General features: G+C 65.4%; 21 protein-coding genes and 2 pseudogenes. 17 read left to right on the top strand and 6 right to left on the bottom strand.

The genetic code is table 11. The annotated features are described in order from the left end of the window. Positions 1–48: 48 nt before the first annotated feature. Complete coding sequence (gene dnaK / locus ACVJ19_RS13355; protein ID WP_018645013.1) at positions 49–1950, bottom strand: molecular chaperone DnaK; 1902 nt, start codon at positions 1948–1950, stop codon at positions 49–51. 393 nt (positions 1951–2343) lie between these two features. Between dnaK and ACVJ19_RS13350 the strand changes: the two genes are divergently transcribed. Beyond that, complete coding sequence (locus ACVJ19_RS13350) at positions 2344–3285, top strand: hypothetical protein (RefSeq protein ID WP_453948741.1); 942 nt, start codon at positions 2344–2346, stop codon at positions 3283–3285. Positions 3286–3556: 271 nt separating this feature from the next. Then, positions 3557–4279, top strand: a complete 723-nt coding sequence (gene pncA / locus ACVJ19_RS13345) for a bifunctional nicotinamidase/pyrazinamidase (protein WP_453948742.1) — start codon at positions 3557–3559, stop codon at positions 4277–4279. 148 nt (positions 4280–4427) lie between these two features. Here pncA and grpE read toward each other — a convergent pair whose 3' ends face one another. Together grpE and hrcA are read right to left on the bottom strand one after the other, a co-directional pair. Next, positions 4428–5048 carry a nucleotide exchange factor GrpE gene (grpE, locus tag ACVJ19_RS13340; RefSeq protein ID WP_453948743.1) on the bottom strand — a complete coding sequence of 207 codons (621 nt, stop codon included), beginning with the start codon at positions 5046–5048 and terminating at the stop codon, positions 4428–4430. A 96-nt stretch (positions 5049–5144) separates the two neighbouring features. Further along, positions 5145–6233 (bottom strand): heat-inducible transcriptional repressor HrcA, encoded by a 1089-nt coding sequence (gene hrcA, locus ACVJ19_RS13335; RefSeq protein WP_453948744.1) that lies wholly within the window; start codon positions 6231–6233, stop codon positions 5145–5147. Positions 6234–6401: 168 nt separating this feature from the next. Here hrcA and rph point away from each other — a divergent pair, with 168 nt between their 5' ends. The 3 genes from rph to hemW are packed head-to-tail and all read left to right on the top strand — an operon-like array spanning position 6402 to position 8963. Next, positions 6402–7115, top strand: a complete 714-nt coding sequence (gene rph, locus ACVJ19_RS13330) for a ribonuclease PH (RefSeq protein WP_439372379.1) — start codon at positions 6402–6404, stop codon at positions 7113–7115. Between the two features lie 11 nt (positions 7116–7126). Next, positions 7127–7762, top strand: a complete 636-nt coding sequence (rdgB, locus tag ACVJ19_RS13325) for an RdgB/HAM1 family non-canonical purine NTP pyrophosphatase (RefSeq protein WP_453948745.1) — start codon at positions 7127–7129, stop codon at positions 7760–7762. Between the two features lie 16 nt (positions 7763–7778). After that, complete coding sequence (gene hemW / locus ACVJ19_RS13320; protein WP_453955097.1) at positions 7779–8963, top strand: radical SAM family heme chaperone HemW; 1185 nt, start codon at positions 7779–7781, stop codon at positions 8961–8963. A gap of 164 nt (positions 8964–9127) precedes the next feature. Here hemW and ACVJ19_RS13315 read toward each other — a convergent pair whose 3' ends face one another. After that, positions 9128–10363: a penicillin-binding protein activator gene (locus ACVJ19_RS13315; RefSeq protein ID WP_453948746.1), complete on the bottom strand. Its 1236-nt coding sequence runs from the start codon at positions 10361–10363 to the stop codon at positions 9128–9130. Positions 10364–10702: 339 nt separating this feature from the next. On the opposite strand from ACVJ19_RS13315, the gene rsmI reads away from it, so the two are divergent. The 7 genes from rsmI to ACVJ19_RS13280 all read left to right on the top strand — a co-directional run bounded on the left by rsmI (position 10703) and on the right by ACVJ19_RS13280 (position 17828). Continuing rightward, positions 10703–11653: a 16S rRNA (cytidine(1402)-2'-O)-methyltransferase gene (gene rsmI / locus ACVJ19_RS13310; protein ID WP_453948747.1), complete on the top strand. Its 951-nt coding sequence runs from the start codon at positions 10703–10705 to the stop codon at positions 11651–11653. Continuing rightward, entirely contained in the window at positions 11640–12038 is a 399-nt protein-coding gene (locus ACVJ19_RS13305) for a YraN family protein (RefSeq protein ID WP_453948748.1), read from the top strand. The genes rsmI and ACVJ19_RS13305 overlap by 14 nt, the downstream gene beginning before the upstream one ends. Before the next feature lie 10 nt (positions 12039–12048). Further along, positions 12049–12993 (top strand): glutathione synthase, encoded by a 945-nt coding sequence (gene gshB / locus ACVJ19_RS13300; RefSeq protein WP_453948749.1) that lies wholly within the window; start codon positions 12049–12051, stop codon positions 12991–12993. Positions 12994–13408: 415 nt separating this feature from the next. Further along, positions 13409–14221, top strand: a complete 813-nt coding sequence (cpaB, locus tag ACVJ19_RS13295; RefSeq protein ID WP_453948750.1) for a Flp pilus assembly protein CpaB — start codon at positions 13409–13411, stop codon at positions 14219–14221. A gap of 10 nt (positions 14222–14231) precedes the next feature. Next, entirely contained in the window at positions 14232–15752 is a 1521-nt protein-coding gene (locus ACVJ19_RS13290) for a type II and III secretion system protein family protein (RefSeq protein WP_456739387.1), read from the top strand. A 55-nt stretch (positions 15753–15807) separates the two neighbouring features. Next, on the top strand, positions 15808–16542 hold the full coding sequence (locus ACVJ19_RS13285; RefSeq protein WP_453948751.1) for a CpaD family pilus assembly protein: 735 nt from the start codon (positions 15808–15810) through the stop codon (positions 16540–16542). Then, positions 16539–17828 (top strand): AAA family ATPase, encoded by a 1290-nt coding sequence (locus ACVJ19_RS13280; protein WP_453948752.1) that lies wholly within the window; start codon positions 16539–16541, stop codon positions 17826–17828. The genes ACVJ19_RS13285 and ACVJ19_RS13280 overlap by 4 nt, the downstream gene beginning before the upstream one ends. Before the next feature lie 12 nt (positions 17829–17840). On the opposite strand, the gene ACVJ19_RS13275 is transcribed toward ACVJ19_RS13280, so the two are convergent. Both ACVJ19_RS13275 and ACVJ19_RS13270 read right to left on the bottom strand, forming a co-directional pair. Next, positions 17841–18617 carry a tetratricopeptide repeat protein gene (locus ACVJ19_RS13275; protein WP_453948753.1) on the bottom strand — a complete coding sequence of 259 codons (777 nt, stop codon included), beginning with the start codon at positions 18615–18617 and terminating at the stop codon, positions 17841–17843. 80 nt (positions 18618–18697) lie between these two features. Next, on the bottom strand, positions 18698–18943 hold the full coding sequence (locus ACVJ19_RS13270) for a PilZ domain-containing protein (RefSeq protein WP_018644993.1): 246 nt from the start codon (positions 18941–18943) through the stop codon (positions 18698–18700). A 228-nt stretch (positions 18944–19171) separates the two neighbouring features. Between ACVJ19_RS13270 and ACVJ19_RS13265 the strand changes: the two are divergent. From ACVJ19_RS13265 to ACVJ19_RS13245, 5 genes and pseudogenes are all read left to right on the top strand, one after another. After that, a pseudogene (locus ACVJ19_RS13265) lies at positions 19172–19816 on the top strand (magnesium chelatase domain-containing protein); the annotation flags it as partial. A 45-nt stretch (positions 19817–19861) separates the two neighbouring features. Next, positions 19862–20035, top strand: coding sequence for a hypothetical protein (locus ACVJ19_RS13260; protein WP_018644991.1), 174 nt, complete (start codon positions 19862–19864; stop codon positions 20033–20035). Between the two features lie 299 nt (positions 20036–20334). After that, positions 20335–21877 (top strand): annotated as a pseudogene (gene istA, locus ACVJ19_RS13255) (IS21-like element ISFK1 family transposase). Between the two features lie 18 nt (positions 21878–21895). Next, positions 21896–22657: an IS21-like element ISFK1 family helper ATPase IstB gene (gene istB / locus ACVJ19_RS13250; RefSeq protein ID WP_011090937.1), complete on the top strand. Its 762-nt coding sequence runs from the start codon at positions 21896–21898 to the stop codon at positions 22655–22657. A 115-nt stretch (positions 22658–22772) separates the two neighbouring features. After that, positions 22773–24248, top strand: a complete 1476-nt coding sequence (locus ACVJ19_RS13245) for a recombinase family protein (protein ID WP_453948754.1) — start codon at positions 22773–22775, stop codon at positions 24246–24248. Positions 24249–24253 lie beyond the last annotated feature (5 nt).

Below are 24253 nucleotides of genomic sequence, written 5' to 3'. Positions count from 1 at the left end.
GTAGCGCGTGTGGGGTCCAAGTCGTCCGCATCATTACCCTCTTGGGGTTCAGGCGGACTTCTTGTTGTTCTTGTCGTCGTCGACTTCGGTGAACTCCGCATCGACGACGTCGTCCTTGGCCGCGTCCTTCTTGGCGTCGGCCTCGGCCTGCTGCTTGTACATGGCCTCACCGAGCTTCATCGAAGCCTGCGCCAGCGTCTGGGTCTTGGCCTTGATCGCCTCGGCATCGTCGCCCTTCAGCGCTTCCTTGAGATCGCTGACGGCATCCTCGATGGCGCGGCGCTCGGTCTCGGCCACCTTCGAACCGTGCTCGGCCAGCGCCTTCTCGGTCGAATGCACCAGGCCATCGGCCTCGTTCTTGGCGGTCACGGCCTCGCGGCGCTTCTTGTCCGCCTCGGCATTGGCCTCGGCGTCCTTGACCATCTTCTCGATGTCGGCTTCCGACAGGCCGCCCGAGGCCTGGATGCGGATCTGCTGCTCCTTGCCGGTCGCCTTGTCCTTGGCCGACACGTTGACGATGCCGTTGGCGTCGATGTCGAAGGTCACCTCGATCTGCGGCATGCCGCGCGGAGCCGGCGGAATGCCCATCAGGTCGAACTGGCCGAGCATCTTGTTGTCGGCCGCCATTTCACGCTCGCCCTGGAAGACGCGGATGGTGACGGCATTCTGATTGTCTTCAGCCGTCGAGAACACCTGGCTCTTCTTGGTCGGGATCGTGGTGTTGCGGTCGATGATGCGGGTGAACACGCCGCCCAGCGTCTCGATGCCCAGCGACAGCGGGGTCACGTCGAGCAGCAGCACGTCCTTGACGTCGCCCTGGAGCACGCCGGCCTGGATCGCGGCGCCGATCGCCACGACTTCGTCCGGGTTGACGCCCTTGTGCGGCTCCTTGCCGAACAGCTGCTTCACGACTTCCTGGACCTTCGGCATGCGCGACATGCCGCCGACCAGCACCACTTCGCCGATCTCACCGGCGGTGACGCCGGCGTCCTTCAGCGCCTTGCGGCAGGGCTCGACGGTTTTCTGGATGAGGTCGTCGACCAGCGCCTCGAACTTGGCGCGGGTGAGCTTCATCGTCAGATGCTTCGGGCCGGTCTGGTCCGCGGTGATGAAGGGCAGGTTGATCTCGGTCTGCGTCGTCGACGACAGCTCGATCTTGGCCTTTTCAGCGGCTTCCTTCAGGCGCTGCAAGGCGAGCTTGTCGTTGCGCAGGTTGATGCCCTGCTCCTTCTGGAACTCGTCGGCCAGATAACCCACGAGGCGCATGTCGAAATCCTCGCCGCCGAGGAAGGTGTCGCCGTTGGTCGACTTCACCTCGAACACGCCGTCGCCGATTTCGAGAATGGAGATATCGAAGGTGCCGCCGCCGAGGTCGTACACGGCGATCGTGCCGGCCTTGGTCTTGTCGAGGCCATAGGCGAGCGCGGCCGCGGTCGGCTCGTTGATGATGCGCAGCACTTCAAGGCCCGCGATCTTGCCGGCGTCCTTGGTGGCCTGGCGCTGGGCGTCGTTGAAGTAGGCGGGAACGGTGATGACGGCCTGGTCGACCTTCTGGCCGAGATGGGCTTCCGCGGTCTCCTTCATCTTCTGCAGGATGAACGCCGAGACCTGCGAGGGCGAGTAGGTCTGGCCGTCGGCCTCGACCCAGGCATCGCCGTTGGAAGCCTTCACGATCTTGTACGGAACGAGCTTCTTGTCCTTCTCGACCATCGGGTCGTCGTAGCGGCGGCCAATGAGGCGCTTCACTGCGAAGAACGTACGCTCGGGATTGGTAACGGCCTGGCGCTTGGCTGGCTGGCCGACGAGGCGCTCACCGTCGTCCGTCACGGCGACGATCGAAGGCGTCGTGCGCATGCCTTCGGAATTCTCGATGACTTTGGCGTTTTTGCCATCCATCACGGCGACGCACGAGTTCGTGGTGCCGAGGTCGATCCCAATGACCTTTCCCATGGTCCTGATATCCTTCTTTTTGCAGCAGGTTGGCTGGGCCCAGAAGGCACCCGAACCGAAACCCCCTAAGATCAAACATCCGCGATATTGCGATGATTGAGGCTCATATAGGAGGGGGGGAGGGGGCCGCAAGGACCGAAGCAACGTTTCGGCCGTGAAAACATTGGGTTTTGGGAGCTCATATCCGGGCTCAACCGCCCTTGCGGGTGAGGAAATATTAACAGGTCCGGCGATCCGCCACCCCCGCCGCCGTGATCCGCCACACCCTGTTGCGGCAGGGCCAAACCCGCTAAAAGCGGGCCGGCCGACAGCCGTGCCAAGGCTGCGTCGCGCGACAATGCGGCCCGGTGGGCGACCATCGAACGGCCTCAATGTGAACCAATCAGAGTGCCCATGAAGCTGATCCACCCCCTCGCCGCGCTCGCCGTCCTCGTTGCCTCCGCGCTCCCGGCCCTGGCTGCCGACGCCGTCTTCCCGCCCGGCCTGCGCCTCGGCATGGCGCCTCTGGTCGGCCTCAGCACGGCAAAAACCTTTCCGGGCTTCGAGAGCGAGGACGGCAGCGTCAAGGTGCTGATCACCGAGCTGCCGCCGGCGGCCTATGGCGAGGTCGTGAGCGCCTTCAATTCCAATCCGGCCGGAGCCGGCGGGGTCAAGCAGGACAAGATCGAGACCCCCGCGGGGCTTGCCTATTTCACCACCGAGAGCGGCAAGGCCGGCGATACCCCGGTGAAGCGCTATTCGATGATCGTGCCCGGCGCCGGCTTCTCCGGCTATGTCGCGGTGCAGATCCCGGAGAACGCGACCAAGATCTACACCGACGAGGCGGTGCGCCAGATGTTTGCGAGCGCCACGACCCGCAAGCAGGTCTCGGCCGAAGAGCAGATCGCGCTGATGCCGTTCAAGATCACCGATCTCGCCGACTTCAAGGACATCCGCACGCTGGCGCCGGGCTCCAGCATCATCCTGGCCGACGGCAACGAGAGCGCAGGCTATGAGTCGAAGCCGTTCATGATCCTGGGCCTGATCGGCGCCACCCCGCAGCAGGCCGACGATCGCGCCCGCTTCGCCCAGGAGGCCGCGCTCCAGATCCCCGGCGTGCGCGAATCCCGCGTCACCATGTCGGAGCCGATCCGCATCAACGGCCAGCAGGGTTTTGAGACCCGGATCGACGGCGTCAGCGGCAAGGACAAGACGCCGGTGACCGTGGTGCAGTGGATCCGCTTCTCGAGCGGCGGCGCCTCGCTGCGCATCATCGCCAGCGCCCCGCGCGACCAGTGGCAAGCCGCCTTCACCCGCTTCCGCGCCGTGCGCGACGGGATCCAGCCGAAGGGGTAAGCGCATCCACGCACGAGATGCGCTCCCTCCCCCGCTTGCGGGGGAGGGTTGGGGAGAGGGTCTCTCCGCAAGCGAGAACCCCCAAGAGGAGAAAGCCCTCACCCGCCGCGCTCTGCGAGCGCAGCGACCTCTCCCGCAGGCGGGAGAGGTGCACCGAGCACGCCGCGAGAGCCCAACCCCTCGCCAATACCGGCTGCATTTTCGGGCTTCTGTTCGTATACGAACGGAACTAGGCTTCCCCGGTTGGATCATCCTGGAGGGGAGACGAACGATGCTGGATCGGCGACAGGTCTTGGCAATGCTTGGGACGACGGCGCTCGCGACGCTGGCGCCAACCACGCTGCTTGCGGCGGCATCGATCAAGCCGGACGATGCATCCGTGCTGCTCGTGATCGACGTGCAGAACTGCTTCCTGCCCGGCGGCAGTCTCGCGGTGAAGGAAGGCGAGCAGGTGGTGCCGGTCATCAACAAGATGGCGAAGGCGTTTGCGAACGTGGTGATGACGCAGGACTGGCACACGCCCGGCCACGTTTCGTTTGCGTCGGTCCACGCCGGCAAGAAGCCGTTCGAGACCATCGACCTGCCTTACGGCAAGCAGGTGCTGTGGCCGGATCATTGCGTGCAGGGCACCGATGGCGCGGCGCTGTCGAAGGACCTGTCGATCCCGCACGCCGAGCTCATCATCCGCAAGGGTTTTCACAAGGACGTCGACAGCTACTCAGCCTTCCTCGAAGCCGACGGCAAGACCTCGACCGGGCTCGCCGGCTATCTGAAGGGCCGCAAGATCAAGCGCGTCTTCGTCGCTGGCCTGGCGACAGATTTCTGCGTCGCCTGGACCGCGCTCGACGCACGCAAGGCAGGCTTCGAAGTCTATGTGGTGGAAGACGCCTGCCGCGGCATCGACACCCAGGGCTCGCTGGCAAAGGCCTGGGCCGACATGGCCAAGGCCGGCGTGAAGCGGATTCAGTCGAGCGATATCGCGGTGAGCGCGTAAGCAGCGCGCAACACTGCAAGACCCTCATCCTGAGGAGCGCGCTTCTTCGCGCGCGTCTCGAAGGATGAAGGCCGAGCTGCCAGAGCCGGGCCTGCATGGTTCGAGACGCCGCGCAAGGGCGCGGCTCCTCACCATGAGGGTCTGAGACTCAGTTTGCCGCGCCGCTCTGCTCGTTGTTGTTGTTCGCCGCGGGCGCGGCCTTCGCGCCGCCCTTGGCGACACCAACCAGGGCCGGACGCAGCACGCGGTCGCCGATGGTGTAGCCGGCCTGCATGATCTGCACCACGGTGCCCGACGGCACCGACGCATCAGGCACTTCGTACATCGCCTGGTGGAAGTTCGGGTCGAACTTCTGGCCCAGCGGATCGAGCTTCTTCACGCCGTGCTTTTCCAGCGCATTGAGCAGCGCGCGCTCGGTGAGCTCGACGCCCTCGATCAGCGAGATCAGGCCGGGATCGGCCGCGGCACGCGCTTCGGCCGGAACGGCATCGAGCGCACGCTGGAGATTGTCGGCGATGTCGAGCACGTCGCGGGCAAAGCCGGTGATGCCGTAGAGGCGGGCGTCAGCGACCTCCTTGGTGGTGCGCTTGCGCAGATTCTCCATCTCGGCCAGCGTCCGCAGCATGCGGTCGCGCGCCTCGGCGGCTTCCTTCTGCAACATTTCGACCGAGCCGGGCTCGGGATCGTCGGGCATGATGTAGGGTTTTGACACCACGGGCTCGCCGGTCGCTGCAGTCGTGTCTTCGGGTTGCCGGTCTTGATCGGTCATCGGCTCTAATCTCGAACTCGTTTCCAGGGATTGTTGGCCCGGATATCGTGCCTAAGCTCACGAAAATCAAGCGCCCGTGATCGGCGCAAATGCCGGTCAGCCCCCCAGCAGGCGGCTGACGATACGGGCGGCATAGTCCACGGTCGGGATCACGCGGGCATAATTCAGCCGTGTCGGCCCGATCACGCCGAGAACGCCGACGATGTGGCCGGCGGCATCCCGATAGGGCGAGATGATGGTGGAGGACCCCGACAGCGAGAACAGCTTGTTCTCGGAGCCGATGAAGATCCGCACGCCCTCGGCGGTTTCGGCGCGCCCCAAAAGGTCGATCACGCCGCGCTTGGTCTCGAGGTCGTCGAACAACAGGCGCACCCGCTCCAGATCCTCCAGCGCGTGCAGATCCTCCAGCAGGTTGGCGTGGCCGCGGACGATGAGCTGGCGGTCATCGTTTTCGCCGCCGGACCAGCTGGCGATGCCGGCGGAAATCACCTTCTGGGTCAGCTGATCGAGCTCCGCTCGGGCCTCCCCGAGCGCGGTTTCGAGCTCAAGCCGCGCCTCGGCCAGGGTCCGGCCGCGAATCCGGGCATTGAGGAAATTGCCGGCTTCGGTGATTGCGGACGATGGAACTCCCGGCGGCAGCGACAGCACGCGGTTTTCGACCTGGCCGTCCTCGCCGACCAGGATCACCAGCGCTTTTTCCGGTTCCAGGCGGACGAATTCGATGTGCTTGAGCCGCGCATTGGATTTCGGCGTCAAAACCACCGCCGCGGCGCGGGTCAGGCCGGACAGCCGCGTCAGCGCCTGGTCCAGCGCCGCCTCGACCGACTGGGCCTGGCCGACCGTGGCAAGCTGGCCCTGAATCGACTGCCGTTCGGCCTCGTTGAGATCGCCGACCTGCATCAGGGCGTCGACGAAGAAGCGCAGGCCGAGTTCCGTCGGCAGCCGGCCCGCCGAGGTGTGCGGGGCATAGATCAGGCCGAGCTGTTCCAGATCGGCCATGACGTTGCGGACCGAGGCCGGCGACAGCGGCATGGCGATCAGGCGGGAAATGTTGCGCGAGCCGACCGGCTCACCGGTCGCGAGATAGCTTTCGACAATTTGACGAAAGATGTCGCGGGAACGCTCGTTGAGCTGGGCGAGGCCTGCGCGCGGCGCGATCAGATGGATCGGATCGTGATGGGCCACAGACGGTAACTCCTCTCAGATACTGATAATTTGTCCATCCGGGACGGTTCTGACAAGCGTGGCGTTTGCGGGGTGGAAAACCGGGGGTGAAAAAGCCTTGCTGCTCACCCTCACCCCACCTACAAGCACCGCGAACAGCCTATTCCCGTGAGTTTTGGAGGATTTTCCATGCGGCCAAGCCGCCGTGCGCCCGACGAATTGCGCCCCGTGACGCTGGAGCGCGGCGTGGTCAAATATGCGGAAGGCTCGTGCCTGGTGAAGTTCGGCGACACCCACGTGCTGGTCACCGCCACGCTGGAAGACCGCCTGCCGCCATGGCTCAAGGGCCAGGGCCGCGGCTGGGTCACCGCCGAATACGGCATGCTGCCGCGCGCGACCTCCGAACGCACCCGCCGCGAGGCCTCCGCCGGCAAGCAGAGCGGCCGCACCGTCGAGATCCAGCGCCTGATCGGCCGCTCCTTGCGCACCATCGTCGATCTCGAAGCCCTCGGCGAGCGCCAGATCACGGTCGATTGCGACGTGCTCCAGGCCGACGGCGGCACCCGCACGGCCTCGATCACCGGCGCCTGGGTCGCGCTCGCCGATTGCATCAACTGGATGAAGGCGCGCAACATGATCAAGGCCAACGTGCTGCGCGACAACGTCGCCGCGATCTCCTGCGGCATTTACAACGGCACGCCGGTGCTCGATCTCGACTATGCCGAGGACTCAGAGGCCGAGACCGACGCCAATTTCGTCATGACCGGCGATGGTCGCATCATCGAGGTGCAGGGCACCGCGGAACGCGAGCCGTTCACGGAAACCGAGTTCCTGGCGCTGATGGCGCTGGCGCGCAAGGGCGTCGCGCGTCTCGTGGACTTGCAGAAACTGGCTGTGGCGTAGTCAATAGGCCCATGCACCGCCGAATCACCGGACAGCTCGTCATCGCCACCCACAATCCCGGCAAGCTCGCCGAGATGAAGGAACTGCTCGCGCCGTACGGGATCGAGGCGGTGTCGGCAGGTGCGCTCGGCCTGGACGAGCCCGAGGAAACCGGCAACGACTTCCGCAGCAATGCCGCGATCAAGGCGATCGCGGCGGCGAAGGCGACGAAGCTTCCGTCCTTCGCCGACGATTCCGGTATCGTCGTCGACGCGCTCGACGGCGCGCCGGGTATTTACAGCGCGCGCTGGGCCGGTCCAGCGAAGGATTTCAACGCGGCGATGGCCCAGATCGAGCGGCTGTTGCAGGAACGCGGTGCGGCCACACCTGCAAAGCGCACCGCGCATTTCGTCTCCGCGCTCTGCGTGGCCTGGCCCGACGATCATCTCGAAGAGGTCGAGGCGCGCGTCGACGGCACGCTGGTCTGGCCGCCGCGCGGCACCGCCGGCTTCGGCTACGACCCGATGTTCCTGCCCGATGGCCACAGCCGCACCTTCGGCGAGATGGAAAGCATCGAGAAGCATGGCCTGCCGCCGCTCGGCCTTGGCCTGTCGCACCGCGCCCGCGCCTTCGTGAAACTGGCGGAGATCTGCCTTGAGCCGCGCTAGAGCGTTTTCGAGCGAAGTGGATACCGGTTCGCGCAAGGAAAACGCGTCAAAACAAGAATCTGAAGCCTTTGGCGTCTACGTGCACTGGCCGTTCTGCCTGTCGAAGTGCCCCTATTGCGACTTCAACAGCCATGTCCGCCACGCCGCGATCGACGAGGCACGCTTTGCCTCCGCGTTCGCGCGCGAGATCGCAACGACCGCCGAGCGCGCACCCGGACGTGAAGTGACCTCGATCTTCCTCGGCGGCGGCACGCCGTCGCTGATGCAACCTTCAACCGTCGGCGCCGTGCTCGACGCCATCGGCAAGCACTGGACTGTCGCAGGCGACGTCGAGGTGACGTTGGAAGCGAACCCGACCAGCGTCGAGGCCACGCGCTTTGCCGGCTATCGCTCAGCCGGCGTCAACCGCGTCTCGCTCGGCGTGCAGGCGCTTGATGATGCGTCGCTGAAAGCGCTGGGACGGATGCACAGCGCGCGCGAAGCGCTCGATGCCGTCGCCATCGCGCGCCGCTCGTTCGACCGCTATTCGTTCGATCTGATCTACGCCCGCCCCGACCAGACGCCGGCGATGTGGGCCGATGAACTGCGGCACGCGATCGATGAAGCCGCCGAACATCTGTCGCTCTATCAATTGACGATCGAGGAAGGCACGCCGTTCTTCGGCCTGCACCAGGCCGGCAAATTGAAGACGCCGGACGAAGCGGTCGCGCGCGCGCTCTACGACGTCACGCAGGAGACCTGCGACAAGCTTGGGCTACCCGCCTACGAGATTTCCAACCACGCGCGACGCGGCGCCGAGTGCCGGCACAATCTGGTCTATTGGCGCGGCGACGAATATGCCGGCATCGGCCCCGGTGCGCATGGCCGCCTCGACATCGACGGCGTGCGTCATGCCACCGCCACCGAGAAGCGCCCCGAGGCCTGGCTGCTGCGCGTCGAGACCAACGGCCACGGCGTCGTCACCGACGATCTCCTCAACAGCGAGGAGCGCGCCGATGAATTCCTGCTGATGGGACTGCGTCTGGCCGAAGGCATCGACCCCGAGCGCTACACCGCCCTCTCCGGCCGCCCGCTCGACCCCGGCCGCATCGCGCTGCTGCGCGAAGAAGGCGCGATCACGGTCGATCCGACGGGACGTCTGCGCGTGACGAGCAGCGGATTCCCGGTGCTGGATGCGGTGGTCGCGGATCTGGCGGCCTGAGCTCTCTCCCCATCGTCGTCCTGGCGAAAGCCAGGACCCATTACCCCAGGGAGGAGTTTGGCGAAGACTCCCAATTATTCTTTGCCGGTACTCGCAACCGTAATCACTCGATAGATCACGCGGTATGGGTCCTGGCTTTCGCCAGGACGACGGCGGAGAAACAACTACGCCCCAAAACTCTTCGGCGAGCCCGCCACCGCAACGCCGCCGCCGGTCGTCACCTTCATCACCGCAAGGCCGCGCTCATTGGTACCGTCGGGGCGGAAGCGGAACAGGCCGTCGATGCCTGCGAAGCCGGAAGGATTGGTGAGCACATCGGAGGAGAAGCGCTGGCCGCCTTGCGTGCGCGCCAGCGCGGCGACGAGGGCGACCGCATCATAGGCGAGCGTCGCGGTGCGGATCGGCTCCGCGCCGTACTTGGTGCGATAGCGGCCCGAGAAGGCGCGGAAGCCGGCCGGATCCGGCGCGGCATAGAGGCCGCCCTGCAGTGCGGAGCTTGCATAGACGCGTGGATTGTCCCACAGGCCGGTGCCGAGCAGCTGGATGTTGCGCAAATTCGCACCCGCCGCGGTCATCGCATCCGCGACCGTCACCACCGCATCGCCGTCGTCTGCAATAAACAGCGCGTCCGCACTGCCGAGCTGCTGCGCCACGGTGCGGGCCGGCGTGGCGCGATCGGCGCCGTATTTCTCGAACGCGACGATGCGGCCGCCACGCCGCGGCACCGCCGCCTTCACCGCAGCCTCGACGACATTGCCATAGGCGTTGTCGGGCACCAGCACGGCGAACGAGCGCTTTCCGATGCTGGCCGAATATTCGACGATGCGGTTGACGTCGGACTCCGGCAGGAACGAGAGCAGGTAGACGCCACGGCCGGCGATGCTGGAGTCGGTCGAGAACGCGATCACCGGGACGTTGCGGGTGCGCGCGACCTGCGCCACTGCCGGCACCGATTGCGCGAACAGCGGCCCGAGGATGATCTCGGCACCCTCCTCGACAGCCTGCTGCGCGCCGGCTTGCGCGCCCTGCGGGCTGCCATTGTCGTCCTTGATCAGCAGCTGGATGTTCGGGTTCTGGAACTCGGCCAGCGCCATCTCGGCGGCATTGCGCATCGACTGCGCGGCGAGCCCGGCGTTGCCGGCCGCCGAGAGCGGCAGGATCACGGCGACCTTGACCCCGCCGCTGCCGGCGGTCGTCGCCTGTTGCGGCGGGCCGGCCGGCTGGGCCGGCGGCGTGGAGGAGCTCGAGAACGGATTGGAGAACTGGCTGAGGCTCTGCTGCACGCCGGCGCAGGCCGACAACAGGGGCGTGCCGAGCAACAGGCCGAGCGCGCTCCGCCGGGTCGCACCCGATGACAGGGGCCCCGGATAGGGAGATTTTGGATGACGCGGGCCCAGCATGACAACTTCTCTTCCAACCGGCTCTCGCCAGCCGGTCACAACATTCTTTGCCGCGACACAAGCCGCGGATTCAGGCATATTGTCGACAAATAGTTAACCAAAACAAAAGGATAATGACAGCTTAACGCGGCTGCCTTCCCGTCCTGGCCAGCTGTTCGCCGTTCGTCGCGTAGCATCAAGGCGGCGTTTCCGTCGCGAATATGGCACGAGGGCCCTCACTCCCTCCCGACGTGATCCTGGATCGATCACTTTCCCGTCCGTTCCTCGCCCCTCACCTCGGCACGATCTTTTCGAAGAGCAGTTCCCAGCCCTGCGGATCGTGCCTAAGTTGACTTCATTATGCGCGCAAAGCCGGCCCCGATAAATACGCCTGAAGGCCCAGACGCCGCCCCGCGCGGCTTCTCCATCGACGCCCATCGGCTCCCAGCCCCGAAGGCCGCGGCGGGCCTGCATCTGGTCGCGACCCCCATCGGCAATCTCGGCGATATCACCTTGCGCGCGCTGCAGACGCTTGCCGGCGTCGACGTCATCGCCTGCGAGGACACCCGCATCACGCGGCGCCTGACCGAGCGCTACGACATCTCGGCGCAGCTCAAACAATATCACGAGCACAACGCCGAAGCCGCGCGTCCGAAGATCCTGGAGGCGCTGGCGCAAGGCGGCTCTGTGGCGCTGGTGTCGGATGCCGGCACGCCGCTGATCTCCGATCCCGGCTTCAAGCTGGTGCGCGAGGTGTGCGCCGCCGGCCACGCGGTGTATGCGCTGCCCGGCCCCTCCTCGGTGCTGGCCGCACTGTCTGTCGCGGCGCTGCCGACCGACCGCTTCTTCTTCGAGGGCTTTTTGCCGGCGAAATCTGCCGCGCGGCGCTCGCGCCTGACTGAGATCGCCCGCATCGACGCGACGCTGGTGATGTTCGAATCCGGCAATCGCGTCCAGGATACGCTCGCCGAGCTCGCCGAGATCATGGGCGCGCGCGAGGCCGCGATCTGCCGCGAATTGACAAAACTACATGAGGAGATCTCGCGCGCAACGCTGCAAGAGCTGGCGCGCGAGGCCGATACGCTGGAGACGCGCGGCGAATTCGTGCTGGTGATCGCTCCACCTGCGGCCGACGCCGAGGTGCTGACATCGGATGCGCTGGACGATCTCCTGCGCGAGCAGCTCGCAGCCCACAGCGTCAAGGACGCCGTTGCGCACGCAGTCGCGCTGTCGGGCCGGCCGCGCCGCGAGGTCTATGCCCGCGCGCTCGAGCTCGCAAAGGACCTGCGGGGCGGCAATGGCGAAGACTGAGGGTGCGGAACCGAAAGTCGCCTCGCCCGAGCGCGTCGCCGCGTTCCGCACCGGCATCTCCGCGGAAAGCCGCGCCGCCGCCTATCTCATAGCCAAGGGATACCGCATCCTGGCAAAACGCTACCGCACGCCGCACGGCGAGATCGACCTCGTGGCGCGCCGCCGCAACCTGATCGCCTTCATCGAGGTCAAGGCGCGCGCGAGCCTGGACGATGCGGCCTATGCCGTGACGCTGCGTCAGCAGCAGCGCATCATCGACGCCGCCCAAGGCTGGCTCGTGGCGCATCCCGAGCATGCCGAATTCGAATTGCGATTCGACGCCATGCTGATTGCGCCGCGCTCACTTCCGCGCCATGTGTTGGCGGCATTCGACGCCTCGACCTGAAAGGCAGACCATGAAACTCAACGTCGCCGTCCAGATGGACCCCATCGCCCGCATCAACATCAAGGGCGATTCCACCTTCGCGCTGCTGCTGGAGGCGCAGAAGCGCGGCCATGGCCTGTCCTACTACACGCCCGACAAGCTCTCGATGGTCGGCGATGAGATCGTCGCGCCGGTGCAGCTCCTGACCGTGCGCGACGAGCCCGGCGACCATTTCACCCTCGGTGAGCCCAAGCGCGAGGCGCTCAACGGCTTCGACGTGGTGCTGCTGCGCCAGGACCCGCCGTTCGATCTCGCCTACATCACCTCGACGCACTTCCTGGAGCGCATCCATCCGAAGACGCTGGTGGTCAACGACCCCGCCTCGGTGCGCAACGCGCCGGAAAAACTGTTCGTGATGAACTTTCCGCAGCTGATGCCGCCGACGCTGATCTCGCGCGATCTCGACGAGATCAACGCGTTCCGCGACAGGCACGGCGCCGTCGTGATGAAGCCGCTGCACGGCCATGGCGGCGCGGCGGTGTTCCGCGTGATGCCGCAGGACATGAATTTCGGCTCGCTGTTCGACATGTTCTCGGTGACGTTCAGGGAGCCCTGGGTGATCCAGCAGTTCATCCCCGAGGTGAAGCACGGCGACAAGCGCATCATCCTCGTCAACGGCGAGTTCGCCGGCGCGGTGAACCGCGTGCCGGCCGCCGACGACCTCCGCTCCAACATGGTGCGCGGCGGCGCGGCGCAGGAGACCGAGCTCACCCCGCGCGAGCGCGAGATCTGCGCCACCGTCGGCCCGGCACTGCGCGAGAAGGGCCTGCTGTTCGTCGGCATCGACGTCATCAACGGCAACCTCACCGAGATCAACGTGACCTCGCCGACCGGCATCCGCGCCATCTCACGGCTCGGCGGCCCCGATGTGGCGGCGAAGATCTGGGACGCGATCGAGCAGAAGCGGAAGAAGTAGGGACGACTGTCTCCCCAACGTCGTCCTGGCGAAAGCCAGGACCCATTACCCCAACTGCTGGTTTGGCGAAGGTCGGGACAGATACCTTCTGTAACAATTCACGCTGGTGGTTATGGGTCCTGGCCTTCGCCAGGACGACACCGGTGATGTGGCCGCGGCTCCCAACACACGCGCCACTAACCACCCGTTCACCATGACGCCCCTCGCCTCATCCGAACGCGCGATCCGGCATGCGTGAATCTACGGGGCCGCTGGCCGACTGAATAACGCTGCGTTCACCATCTGCCGAAAACCAGCATCGGGACCGGCCGGCGCATTCGGCCTCGCAACAACCCTTATACTTTTACTCCCTACTCATCGACGCAGGGGAACCCGCCAGGTGCGGTTCGAGTACCGCGCGTAAGAGTAAAAGCGTATGAACACCGCACGCATTGTCGTTCTCGTCATCGCGCTGGGCGCCGGCGGCGTCGCTGCGTATCTGGCGAGCGGCTATCAGAATGCACCCGCGCCCGTCCTCCCCGTCGCCGAGAAGCTGCCGACGGTCGAGGTTCTGATCGCGAAGAACGACATCCAGCTCGGCCAGGCCGTAAAGCCCGACGACCTGCAATGGCAGTCCTGGCCGGCCGCGACCGCGAGCAGCGCCTTCATCCGCCGTGACGCCAGGCCCGACGCGCAGACCCAGATCGCCGGCGCGATCGCACGCGTCCCGTTGATGCAGGGCGAGCCGATCCGCGAGCAGAAGCTGGTGCGGGCCGAAGGCTCCGGCTTCATGGCCGCGATCCTGCCCTCGGGCATGCGGGCCGTCTCCACCGAGATTTCAGCCGAGACCGGCGCCGGCGGCTTCATCCTGCCGAACGACCGCGTCGACGTCGTGCTGACGCGCCGCCTGAAGAATCCTGACGCCAACGGCGCAACCGCCGGCAACGACCTCATCGTGTCCGAGGTCATTCTTTCCAATATCCGCGTGCTCGCGATCGACCAGGCGCCGAAGGAAAAGGACGGCCAGACCGCCGTGATCGGCAAGACCGTCACGCTCGAGCTCAAGCCCGATCAGGTCGCGACGCTGTCGGCCGCGCGCCAGGGCGGCACGCTTCAGCTCGCGCTGCGCAGCATCGTCGATGCCAACGCAACCGAGCTCACGGTCGAGGACCAGGCGGCCAAGCGTTCCGGCGGGGTCAACGTGATCCGTTACGGGGTGCAGGTGCGGCAACTGACGTCACAGAAGTGATGGGGATAGCATGAACTACGGGGATGATCGGACGGGCCTGCGCATTCGGGGGAATCGCGCAAGCACGTTCTGGACGGGGGCGATGCTGATGCTGGGGCTGCTTGCAGCTCCTGACATGGTCAGTGCTGCTGCAGATGCGCCGGTCGGCGACCAGGCACCGATGCAGGTGCCGGATCTCGGTGTGTCGACGGTCGGGTCGATCGCGCCGGCGAAGACGCGTTTTCTCTCGCTTGGCGTCGGCAAATCCGTCGTCATCGACCTGCCGCGCGAGGTCAAGGACGTGCTGGTGGCCGATCCCAAGATCGCCAATGCGGTGATCCGCTCGGCCCAGCGCGCCTACATCATCGGCGGCCAGGTCGGCCAGACCAACGTCGTGTTCTTCACCGCCGACGGCCAGCAGGTCGCCGCCTACGACATCGCAGTGAAACGCGACCTCAACGGCATGCGTTCGGCGCTGCGCCAGTCGCTGCCAGGCGTGCAGATCGAAGGCGTCGGCGACAGCGTGATGCTGACCGGCTCGGTGTCGAGCCCGGTCGAGGCCCAGCAGGCCGGCGACGTCGCCGCAAAGCTCGTCGGCGGCTCCGAGAAGGTCGTCAACAACATCGTCGTGCGCGGCCGCGACCAGGTGATGCTCAAGGTCGTCGTCGGCGAAGTGCGCCGCGACATCGTCAAGCAGCTCGGCGTCGATCTCAGCGCCAGCCTGAACGCCGGCACCGCCGTCGTGAATTTCAACAACTCCAACCCGTTCTCGGTCTCCGGCGGCCCGCTCGTCAGCAGCAACGGGCTCGGCGTTACCGGACTCGCAAAAGGCGTGGCCACCGTCAACGCCACGATGCGCGCGATGGAAAGCGCCGGCGTGATGCGGACGCTGGCCGAGCCGAGCCTGACGGCGATCTCCGGCGAGTCCGCCACCTTCATCGCCGGCGGCGAATTCCCGATCCCTGCGGGCTATTCCTGCGATCCGGTCACCCACGTCTGTACCACCCAGATCACCTACAAGAAGTTCGGCATCTCCCTGAACTTCACGCCGGTCGTGCTCAGCGAGGGACGTATCAGCCTGCGCGTGATGACCGAAGTCTCAGAGCTGTCGAATCAGAACGCCATCTCCGTGACCCAGGCGGTGTCCTCGGGCACGACCAGCTCGATCACCATCCCCTCGATCCAGACCCGCCGCGCCGAGACCACGCTGGAAATTCCCTCGGGCGGCTCGATGGCGATGGCCGGCCTGATCCAGCAGCAGACCAAGCAGGCCATCAACGGCCTGCCCGGCGTCGACCAGGTGCCGATCATCGGCGCGCTGTTCCGCAGCCAGGACTTCGTCAACAACGAGACCGAGCTGATGGTGATCGTGACGCCCTATGTGGTGCGCGCGGTCGCCCAGAAGGAATTGTCGCGACCGGACGACGGCTTCGCGCCGGCCTCGGACGCGCAGACCGCTCTGCTTGGCCGCATGAACCGCCTCTATGGCATCGCGCGGCGCGTCGACCCGGTCAACGGCACGCCCGGCGATTTCGGCTTCATCATCGACTGAGACGGCCGGACGGCTTGGGGAACGGGCAGGACACGGGGCAAGAGGGGATCAAGCGATGACGAAGACGACAGCCGATCGACGTCACGGCTTAAGCGTCGCGCTGGCGCTGACGGGGCTCTCCGTCATGCTCGGCGCCTGCAACACCACCGGCGAGATCGTCACCCAGACAGTGCCGACCGACTACCGCCAGCGCCACCCGATCGCGGTGCAGGAAGGCAAGAAGTCGATCGTGATCTTCGTCGGCAAGGCGCGCGGCGGCCTCTCGGACGCGCAGCACTCCGACGTCGCCGGCATCGCCCGGGACTGGGTGCGCGAAGGCACCGGGTCCGTCGTCGTCGACGTGCCGACCGACACCGCAAATTCGCGCGCTGCGGCGGCGACCTATCAGGAAATCCGTTCGGTGCTGGCATCCGGCGGCGTGCCGTCGCGCGCCATCGTTAAGCATCCCTATCGGCCCGAGGATCCCGGCCTGCTGCCCACCATCCGCGTGAGCTATTCCAGGATCGCCGCGGTCGCCGGTCCCTGCGGGCTGTGGCCGGAGGACGTCGGGCCGTCCATCCTCAACCCCGGCTACAACGAGAACCGGCCGTACTTCAATCTGGGCTGCGCCAGTCAGCGCAACCTCGCGGCGATGATCGACAATCCTGCCGACCTCGAGCAGCCGCGTTCGGAGACACCGGTTTACACCGCGCGGCGTGACGTCGCCTTCGACCGCTATCGCAAGGGCACCCCGATCGCCAACCCCAATCCCGACGCCGAGAAGGCCAAACTCAGCGATACAGGCAAATGACAGGCTTCAACGACGAAGAAGCGGACGATCCGCGGCACCCCGAGGAACACATTGCACCGGTTCCTCGTATCTCCGTGCAGGCCTTTTGCGAGACCGACCAGACGCTCAAAGCGGTGACCGCGGCGGGCGAGGATCGACGGCTCGCCAAGGCGCATCTCACCGCCAAGGAAGGCGGCCTCGCCGCGGCGATCGAAGTCTATGAATCGATGCCGACGCCGAACGTGATCGTGATCGAATCCGACGGCACGCGCGACATCCTCGAAGGTCTCGACGATCTCGCCGGCGTCTGCGATCCCGGCACCCGCGTGGTCGTGATCGGCAATCCCAACGACACCGCGCCCTATCGCGAGCTGGTGCGGCGCGGCGTCAACGATTACGTAGTCGGCCCGGTCGAAACGCTCGACGTGGTCCGCTCGATCTGCAGCCTGTTCTCGGCGTCCGAAGCCATCATCACCGGCCGCGTCATCGCGGTGGTCGGCGCCAAGGGCGGCGTCGGCGCGTCCACCGTCGCGCACAACGTGGCCTGGACCATCGCCCGCGACCTTTCACTCGATTCCGTCGTGATCGATCTCGACCTCGCCTTCGGCACCGCGGGTCTCGATTACAACCAGGACCCGGCACAGGGCATCGCCAATGCGGTGCTGTCGCAGGACCGCCCCGACACCGCGCTGATGGAACGCCTGCTCGCCAAATGTACCGATCGCCTCAGCCTCCTCGCTGCGCCCGCCACCCTCGACCGCGTCTATGATTTCGGCGCCGAAGCGTTCGACGCGGTGTTCGACACGCTGCGCATGACCACGCCCTGCATCGTGCTCGACGTTCCCCATCAATGGTCCGCCTGGACCAAGCGCGCGCTGGTCAACGCCGACGACATCGTGATCGTGGCTGAGCCTGATCTGGCGAACCTGCGCAACACCAAGAACATGCTGAGCGTGCTGAAGGCGGCGCGGCCGAACGACCGGCCGCCGCTGTACTGCATCAACCAGGTCGGCATGCACAAGCGCGCGGAGATCGACGTCAAGGCGTTCGCCAAGACCATGGAGAGCCAGCCGATCGCGGTGATCCCGTTCGATTCGAAACTGTTCTCGACCGCGGCCAACAACGGCCAGATGATCGCGGAGGTCTCCAAGAACCACCGCACCACCGGGCTGTTCCAGACCATGGCCAACCGCCTCGCCGGGCGCGGTGAGGTGAAGAAGCCGAAGCGTTCGCTGCTCGCGCCGCTGCTGAAGAAGCTGAAGGGCCGCTCGGGTCGCGGATCCGCCCCGCATCGCAAGGCGTCGTAACAAACCGGCGGGCTACTTCTCGGCCCGCTGCTGCTGCTTCTTCGCCAGCAACTGGCGCAGCGCCGTGACCTTGGCCGCGGCCTGGTCCGGCGGCAAATCTGCCTTCACGAGGATTTCGGCCTCGGCCTCGCGGCCCTGCAATCCCAGCACGAGCGCGAGATTGGCACGGATCCGCGCATCGTTCTGATTGCGCTGATAGGCGCGGCCGAGCACCTGTTCGGCCCGCGGCAGGTTGTTCTGCAGCATGTAGGACAGGCCGAGATTCGACAGAACCTGCGGCTCGTCAGGCACGATCTTCAAGGCGCTCGCATAATATTGCTGCGCCTCCTCGTTGCGGCCGAGCTGATCGAGCGCCGCGCCCTGCGCCGACAGAATCCGCCAGTCGGGATCCTGAGGCGAGTGCGCGCGGCCCAGAACGTCGAAAGCCTGCTGGAAATTGCCGTTGTCGGCGAGCGCGCGGCCGTAGCCGGCGAGCAGCGCCTTGTTGCTGGGATGGGCGAGCACGGCCTGCTCGAGCACCGCGACCGCCTGGGCGCGCTGGCCGCTGTCGCGCAGCGCCTTGCCGTATTCGATCGCAATTGCGGGATCGCTGGGCTTGGCGCGATAGCGCTCGCGCAATGCGTCCATGTCCGGCTTGGCGTCGGCCTTGCTGGCTGGTTCCGGCTTGCCACCGAGCGCGCCGGTGACGTCCTCGAGGCTCGTCGTCTGACAGCCGCCGAGGGCAAGCACGATGAGCGTGGAAAGCAGCAATCTCGCCCGGGGGATGGCGAGGGACGAACGCTTGGACATACTCTGATCACTCGGCAACTGATCAGAGATGCTTACCGATTAACGCTAAAGTCCCGTTAAGGACGCGCCCCTGTCGAGGTTCAGTCGACGAATTCGGCACCGAATTCGCAGCCGATGCGCCAGCGCAGGCGGCATTGGCGGGAATAGTCCGGCGCGAAGATAATGGTGAATTGCGGCGGCACTTCCAGAAATTCCGCCACGACTTTCACGCCCCCGTCCGAGATATCCGTGATCGTGCAGTCCCTGGGCAGCGAGCCCGCCCCAAAATGAATCTTGGCGAGCCGGCTGCACACCCGACGTTCGCTTCTCCGGCGATTTGCAAGCATTTGAACTGTTCACCCGTTAGACCACGGCCCATCCCGCAGCCCTAGGAGTAGCGGACATTCGTTGGAATGTGCTGAGGAGAGCCGTTCGCATTCGAGGCGTAGTGTCTCCGTTGCGTTTACGGCCTGTTAGAACTGGACGGGTGCCCCTGGATCGTTCTTGTATTGTTCTTGCGGAGCGCCGCGCCTCCTGCTACCCTTGATTGTGCAAGAGGGCAGGCTGGTTCGGGCATGGTTCAACGGGTTTCTACCGTCGCCTTTGAGGGGATCGAGGCCCGCGCGGTCGACGTGCAGGTGCAGGTCGCGCCGGGCCTGCCGGCCTTTGCCATCGTCGGCCTGCCGGACAAGGCGGTGTCGGAGGCGCGCGAGCGGGTGCGCTCGGCGCTGATCGCCTCAGGGCTGGCGCTGCCGGCGCGGCGGATCATCGTCAATCTGGCGCCCGCCGATCTGCCCAAGGAAGGCAGCCATTACGACCTGCCGATCGCGCTCGGGCTGATGGCGGCGATCGGCGCGATCCCGCCGGATGCGCTGACCGGCTTTACCGTGCTCGGCGAGCTCGGCCTCGATGGCTCGATCGCAGCCGTCGCCGGTGCGCTCCCCGCCGCGATCGGCGCCAATCAGCGCGAGGAAGGCTTGATCTGCCCGGCGGCCTGCGGCTCCGAGGCGGCGTGGGCGAGCCCTGATATCCAGATCATCGCCGCACAATCGCTGATCCAGATCGCCAACCATTTCAAGGGCACGCAGGTGCTGTCGCGGCCCTCGCCCAAGGTGCACGAGGCCGCCGCCTCAAAGCTCGACCTGCGCGACATCAAGGGCCAGGAGAGCGCCAAGCGCGCGCTGGAGATCGCGGCCGCCGGCGGACATCATCTGCTCATGTGATCTTCCCAATGCCCAAAGTGGGCGCTATAGGGAAGACCAGACATGAACCGCATCACCACCGCAGCCATCAAGTTCAGTTGGGCCGTACAGATCCCAGGGGAGCGCAAGCAAGCCCTTGGGGAACGCGTGGAGGCGTGGGCGCACCGCTTAGCCGTCCGGTGGGGTTGCGTCGATACCGTACTCGCCACGGTCACACGCGAAGCTCTGAGCCGCTGAGGGAAGCCCATGGACACGCAGCGGCTCCCGAGGGCGTACAGCTACGTTCGGTTCAGCACACCTGAGCAGGCCAAGGGCCATTCGCTCCAGCGTCAGACCGATGCAGCGCGGGCGTGGGCCGCTGCATGCGCGTTTCGCGGGATCGTGAGCGCGGATTTCAGGGGATCGTGAGCAGAGATTTCAGACGATCGTGAGCAACGATTTCGCGGGATCGTGAGCAAGGCTTTCGGAGCCTTGCAGCGCTTCGGCCGACAACTCAACCGGCTTAGGGATGACCTCGTGGTTAACGAGGAAGTCCAATGCCTACCCAGAGATTGTCGATGCGCCGGATCAAGGAAGTCCTTCGGTTAAAACATTTTCAAGGCCTGCCAGAGCGGGCCATCGCGCGGAGCGTGGGCGTCAGCAACGGCGTTGTGCACAGCTACCTGAGCCGCGCCCGCTCTGCTGGGTTGAGCTGGCCGCTTCCGGAGGGAATGACCGATGAAGACCTGGAGCTTTTGCTTTTCCCGGCCCCACGACCAGCGTCTCAGAGCCCGCAGCGGCCGGTGCCCGACTGGAGCTACATCGATAAAGAGCTCCGCCGGCGCAACGTAACCCGTCGCCTGCTCTGGGAGGAGTATCGCGCCGTTAATCCCGACGGTTTCGGGTACACGTGGTTCTGCACTACCTACGAGGCCTGGAAGGGGCGGGTCCGACCTTCGATGCGGCAGATTCATCTGGGCGGCGAGAAGGTGTTCGTGGATTTCGCCGGCGACACCATCGACATCGTCGATCCCCTGACCGGGGAAGTGCAGCCGATGAAGCTGTTCGTCGCGGCGATGGGCGCTTCGAACTACACCTACGCCGAGGCCTGCCCCAGCGAGAGCTTGGCCGACTGGATCCGGGCCCACGTCAACTTGTTCACGTTTTTGAGCGGAACGCCGACGTTCGTGGTCTGCGACAACCTCAAAGCCGCCGTCAGCAACCCCGACCGCTACGATCCCGGCCTCAATCGCACTTATGCCGAGATGGCGAGCCATTACGGCACGGCCATTCTCGCCGCACGGCCGCGGCGCCCAAAAGACAAGGCGAAGGTCGAGGTCGCGGTGCAAATCGCCCAGCGCTGGATTCTGGCCCGGCTGCGCAATCAGCGCTTCTTTTTCCCGGGCCGAGCTCAACGCCGCCATCAAGACACTCGTCGACGAACTCAATGCTCGTCAAATGCGTGGCTTCGGCTCAAGCCGCGCCGAACTGTTTGCCGAACTCGACAAACCCAAGCTAACCCCGCTGCCAGATCAGCCTTATGCCTTCGCACGCTGGAAGCGCTGCCGCCTCGCTCCCGATTATCATGTCGAGGTCGACGGCCATTGGTACTCCGCGCCGTATCGTCTGATTGGCGAGCTGGTCGATGCCCGTATCGACGATCGGACGGTCGAGATCTTCCACAAGGGCCAGCGGATCGCCAGCCATGCCCGCGCGCCCAACCGACGCGGACACACCACCATCGCCGACCACATGCCCAGCGCCCATCGCCGCTACGGCAAATGGACCCCCGCCGCGGTGATCGCCGCCGGCGAGCGGATCGGTCCTTCGACAGCAGCGTTTTTCCAGGCCGTGATCGACGCCCGGCCCCATCCAGAACAAGGCTTTCGAACCTGCCTTGGCATTCTGGCGCTCGTCAAAAGCTACGGCGCCGAACGCCTCGACGCAGCCTGCCGGAGGGGCATCCTCATCAAGGCGCGCTCCGTCGCCTCGATTAGATCGATCCTCCAGAACGGCCTCGATCGCACGTTCTTCGACGAATCTTTCGAGCACCAGCCCCTGCGCCACGGCAACATCCGCGGACGCGACTACTTCCACTGAAGCAAGGAGAGACCCGGCATGCTTAACCACCCAACCCACGAACGGCTGATCGAGCTTGGCCTGACCGGAATGGCCAAGGCCTTCGAGGAGCAGCGCCGATCGCCCGATCTCGAAGCCCTGCCGTTCGAAGATCGCATCGGCCTGTTGGTCGACCGCGAAGCCGCCGAACGCGACACCAGGCGGCTCACCACGCGCCTCAAGATCGCCGCACTGCGCCAGACTGCTTGCGTCGAGGACGTCGATCTGCGCACCCCGCGGGGCATCGACCGCGCCGTTTTCGCCAAACTCGTCGAAGGTCGCTGGATCGATCGCCACGAGAATTTGCTCGTCACCGGGGCAACCGGCCTGGGCAAAAGTTGGTTAGCCTGCGCGCTCGGCCACAAGGCCTGCCGCGACAACCGATCAGTCCTCTATCATCGCGTTCCAAGGCTGTTCGAGGCGCTCGCGCTCGCGCGCGGAGACGGACGTTACGCTCGGCTCCTCAAAAGCCTCGGCCGCGCTCAGCTTCTGATTTTGGATGATTGGGGACTATCGGTGCTCACCGCCGCGGAACGCCGCGATCTGCTCGAAATCCTCGAGGACCGCCATGGCCGCGCATCCACCATCGTCACAAGTCAGCTCCCCGTGGACACCTGGCATGGAGCCATTGGGGACCCCACGGTCGCCGACGCCATTCTCGATCGCCTCGTCCACAACGCCCACCGCCTCCAGCTCACCGGAGAAAGCATGCGAAAACGCAGCGCCAAAACCATCACCCTTGACGGCCAACCAGAACACTGACTCTATCTCCCATCGGCCGTAGCGGGCTGCTCACGATCGTCTGAATTCAGTGCTCACGATCGCGCGAAATCGATGCTCACGATCCGTGAAATCCGCAGCTGCAACCAAGGTCACCTTGGATGACGAGCTGACTTTTCAAGATAAGGGCGTCTCGGGCTTCACAGGGGCCAATAGAGAGACTGGGGAACTCGGGGTGTTCCTTGAGCGCGTCAAGGACGGGACGATACCGCACGGCTCTTGGCTCTTGGTCGAGAGCCTTGACCGCATCAGCAGGCAAGCAGCGCGACGGGCGGTGCGGGTCATTGAAGACATCATCGAGCATGGGATCACCGTTGTGGACCTGTCCGATGGAGGACGGGAGTACAGCGCCGAGACGCTCGAAAAGGACCCGTTCCTCTTCATGATGATGGTGCTCAAATTCATCCGCGCCAACGAAGAGAGCGCCACCAAGGGCGTTCGTGTGGCCAAGGCGCACGCCGCCAGACGGGAGAAGTTCAGGGGGCAGGAGAAGCTCACCAAGCCCTACACCCTGAAGCTCCCCGCGTGGATCCGCTGGAACACCCAGACAGCAAGCTATGAGCTGATTGAACACCGAGCGAAGTTGCTGCGGTGGATGTTCGAGATGTCTGACGACGGAACGGGGGCTCACAGCATCGCTGCGCACCTCAACGATACCAAGGAGGACACATGGGGCGCGGGGAAGTGGAAGGCCAAGTATTGGCACCGCTCCTACATCCGCAAGCTCCTGACCAACAAGGCCGCCATTGGGGTCTTTGTGCCGCACACGGTGCGGAAGATTGATGGCAAGCGCACCAAGGAACGGACACCGCAAGAGCCTATCGCGCACCGCTTCCCCGCTGCGGTAGACCGGGACCTGTTCGAGCGTGTGAACGCCCGCCTGAGCACCACGGCCCCACGAGGGAAGAACGCCAAGGAGCCCACACGGTCAATCTTCGCGGGGCTCATGAAGTGTCAGCACTGCGGGGGCACCGTTACTCGGGTCAACAAAGGGCAGCAGGTGTATCTCGTGTGCGCAGCGGCGCACGGGAAATCAGGGACATGCAAATACGAGAGCGTCCCCTATGCCGAAGCCGTAAGCGCCTTCAGGCTCCGCTTGCTCGGAACGCTCGATGATGCGCCAACCGGCAGCAACACCGCAGACATGGACGCCAAAATCGAGCAGTTGAAGGGGACAGTCGATGTAGGTGAAGGCTACGTAAACGAGCTGCTAGAGCTGCGCATCACCGACAAAAGCAGGGCCGCGTCACAACGGCTCCGGGACGCCGAGCGCGAACTTGATGAGCACCGGGAGGCGCTGAGGAAACTGTTGGAACGCAGGGACGCCCTCAGAAGCACCAACGTGAACATGCGACTGGCCGCCGTCGAGAAGGCGCTCACGAGGGAGCCCATGGACACGGAGGAGGCCAACAAGGCCTTGCGGGGAGCGGTAAGCAAGATGGTGATGCGACCGCAGGAAGCGGGCTTGGACATCTGGTGGCACCACGCGGAGACCCCGCAGGAGACGCTTTTCATGACGAGCCGCTTCAATTGGGACGCCAACTCAATCGAGAACATGATGGAAGAGGACTGAGCCGA

It is taken from the genome of Bradyrhizobium sp. USDA 376, from assembly GCF_054063675.1.
The sequence above is the reverse complement of the archived record's forward strand: the minus strand, read 5'-3'. Positions and strand labels throughout refer to the sequence as shown.

Coding starts and splice junctions, on each gene's coding strand:
- ACVJ19_RS13260 (WP_018644991.1), top strand. CDS start 19,862: ATGAACCGCATCACCACCGCAGCCATCAAGTTCAGTTGGGCCGTACAG.
- cpaB (WP_453948750.1), top strand. CDS start 13,409: ATGAACACCGCACGCATTGTCGTTCTCGTCATCGCGCTGGGCGCCGGC.
- rph (WP_439372379.1), top strand. CDS start 6,402: ATGCGGCCAAGCCGCCGTGCGCCCGACGAATTGCGCCCCGTGACGCTG.
- pncA (WP_453948742.1), top strand. CDS start 3,557: ATGCTGGATCGGCGACAGGTCTTGGCAATGCTTGGGACGACGGCGCTC.
- gshB (WP_453948749.1), top strand. CDS start 12,049: ATGAAACTCAACGTCGCCGTCCAGATGGACCCCATCGCCCGCATCAAC.
- istB (WP_011090937.1), top strand. CDS start 21,896: ATGCTTAACCACCCAACCCACGAACGGCTGATCGAGCTTGGCCTGACC.
- ACVJ19_RS13285 (WP_453948751.1), top strand. CDS start 15,808: ATGACGAAGACGACAGCCGATCGACGTCACGGCTTAAGCGTCGCGCTG.
- ACVJ19_RS13350 (WP_453948741.1), top strand. CDS start 2,344: ATGAAGCTGATCCACCCCCTCGCCGCGCTCGCCGTCCTCGTTGCCTCC.
- dnaK (WP_018645013.1), bottom strand. CDS start 1,950: ATGGGAAAGGTCATTGGGATCGACCTCGGCACCACGAACTCGTGCGTC.
- ACVJ19_RS13290 (WP_456739387.1), top strand. CDS start 14,232: ATGAACTACGGGGATGATCGGACGGGCCTGCGCATTCGGGGGAATCGC.
- ACVJ19_RS13305 (WP_453948748.1), top strand. CDS start 11,640: ATGGCGAAGACTGAGGGTGCGGAACCGAAAGTCGCCTCGCCCGAGCGC.
- ACVJ19_RS13270 (WP_018644993.1), bottom strand. CDS start 18,943: ATGCTTGCAAATCGCCGGAGAAGCGAACGTCGGGTGTGCAGCCGGCTC.
- rdgB (WP_453948745.1), top strand. CDS start 7,127: ATGCACCGCCGAATCACCGGACAGCTCGTCATCGCCACCCACAATCCC.
- ACVJ19_RS13280 (WP_453948752.1), top strand. CDS start 16,539: ATGACAGGCTTCAACGACGAAGAAGCGGACGATCCGCGGCACCCCGAG.
- grpE (WP_453948743.1), bottom strand. CDS start 5,048: ATGACCGATCAAGACCGGCAACCCGAAGACACGACTGCAGCGACCGGC.
- ACVJ19_RS13275 (WP_453948753.1), bottom strand. CDS start 18,617: ATGTCCAAGCGTTCGTCCCTCGCCATCCCCCGGGCGAGATTGCTGCTT.
- ACVJ19_RS13315 (WP_453948746.1), bottom strand. CDS start 10,363: ATGCTGGGCCCGCGTCATCCAAAATCTCCCTATCCGGGGCCCCTGTCA.
- rsmI (WP_453948747.1), top strand. CDS start 10,703: ATGCGCGCAAAGCCGGCCCCGATAAATACGCCTGAAGGCCCAGACGCC.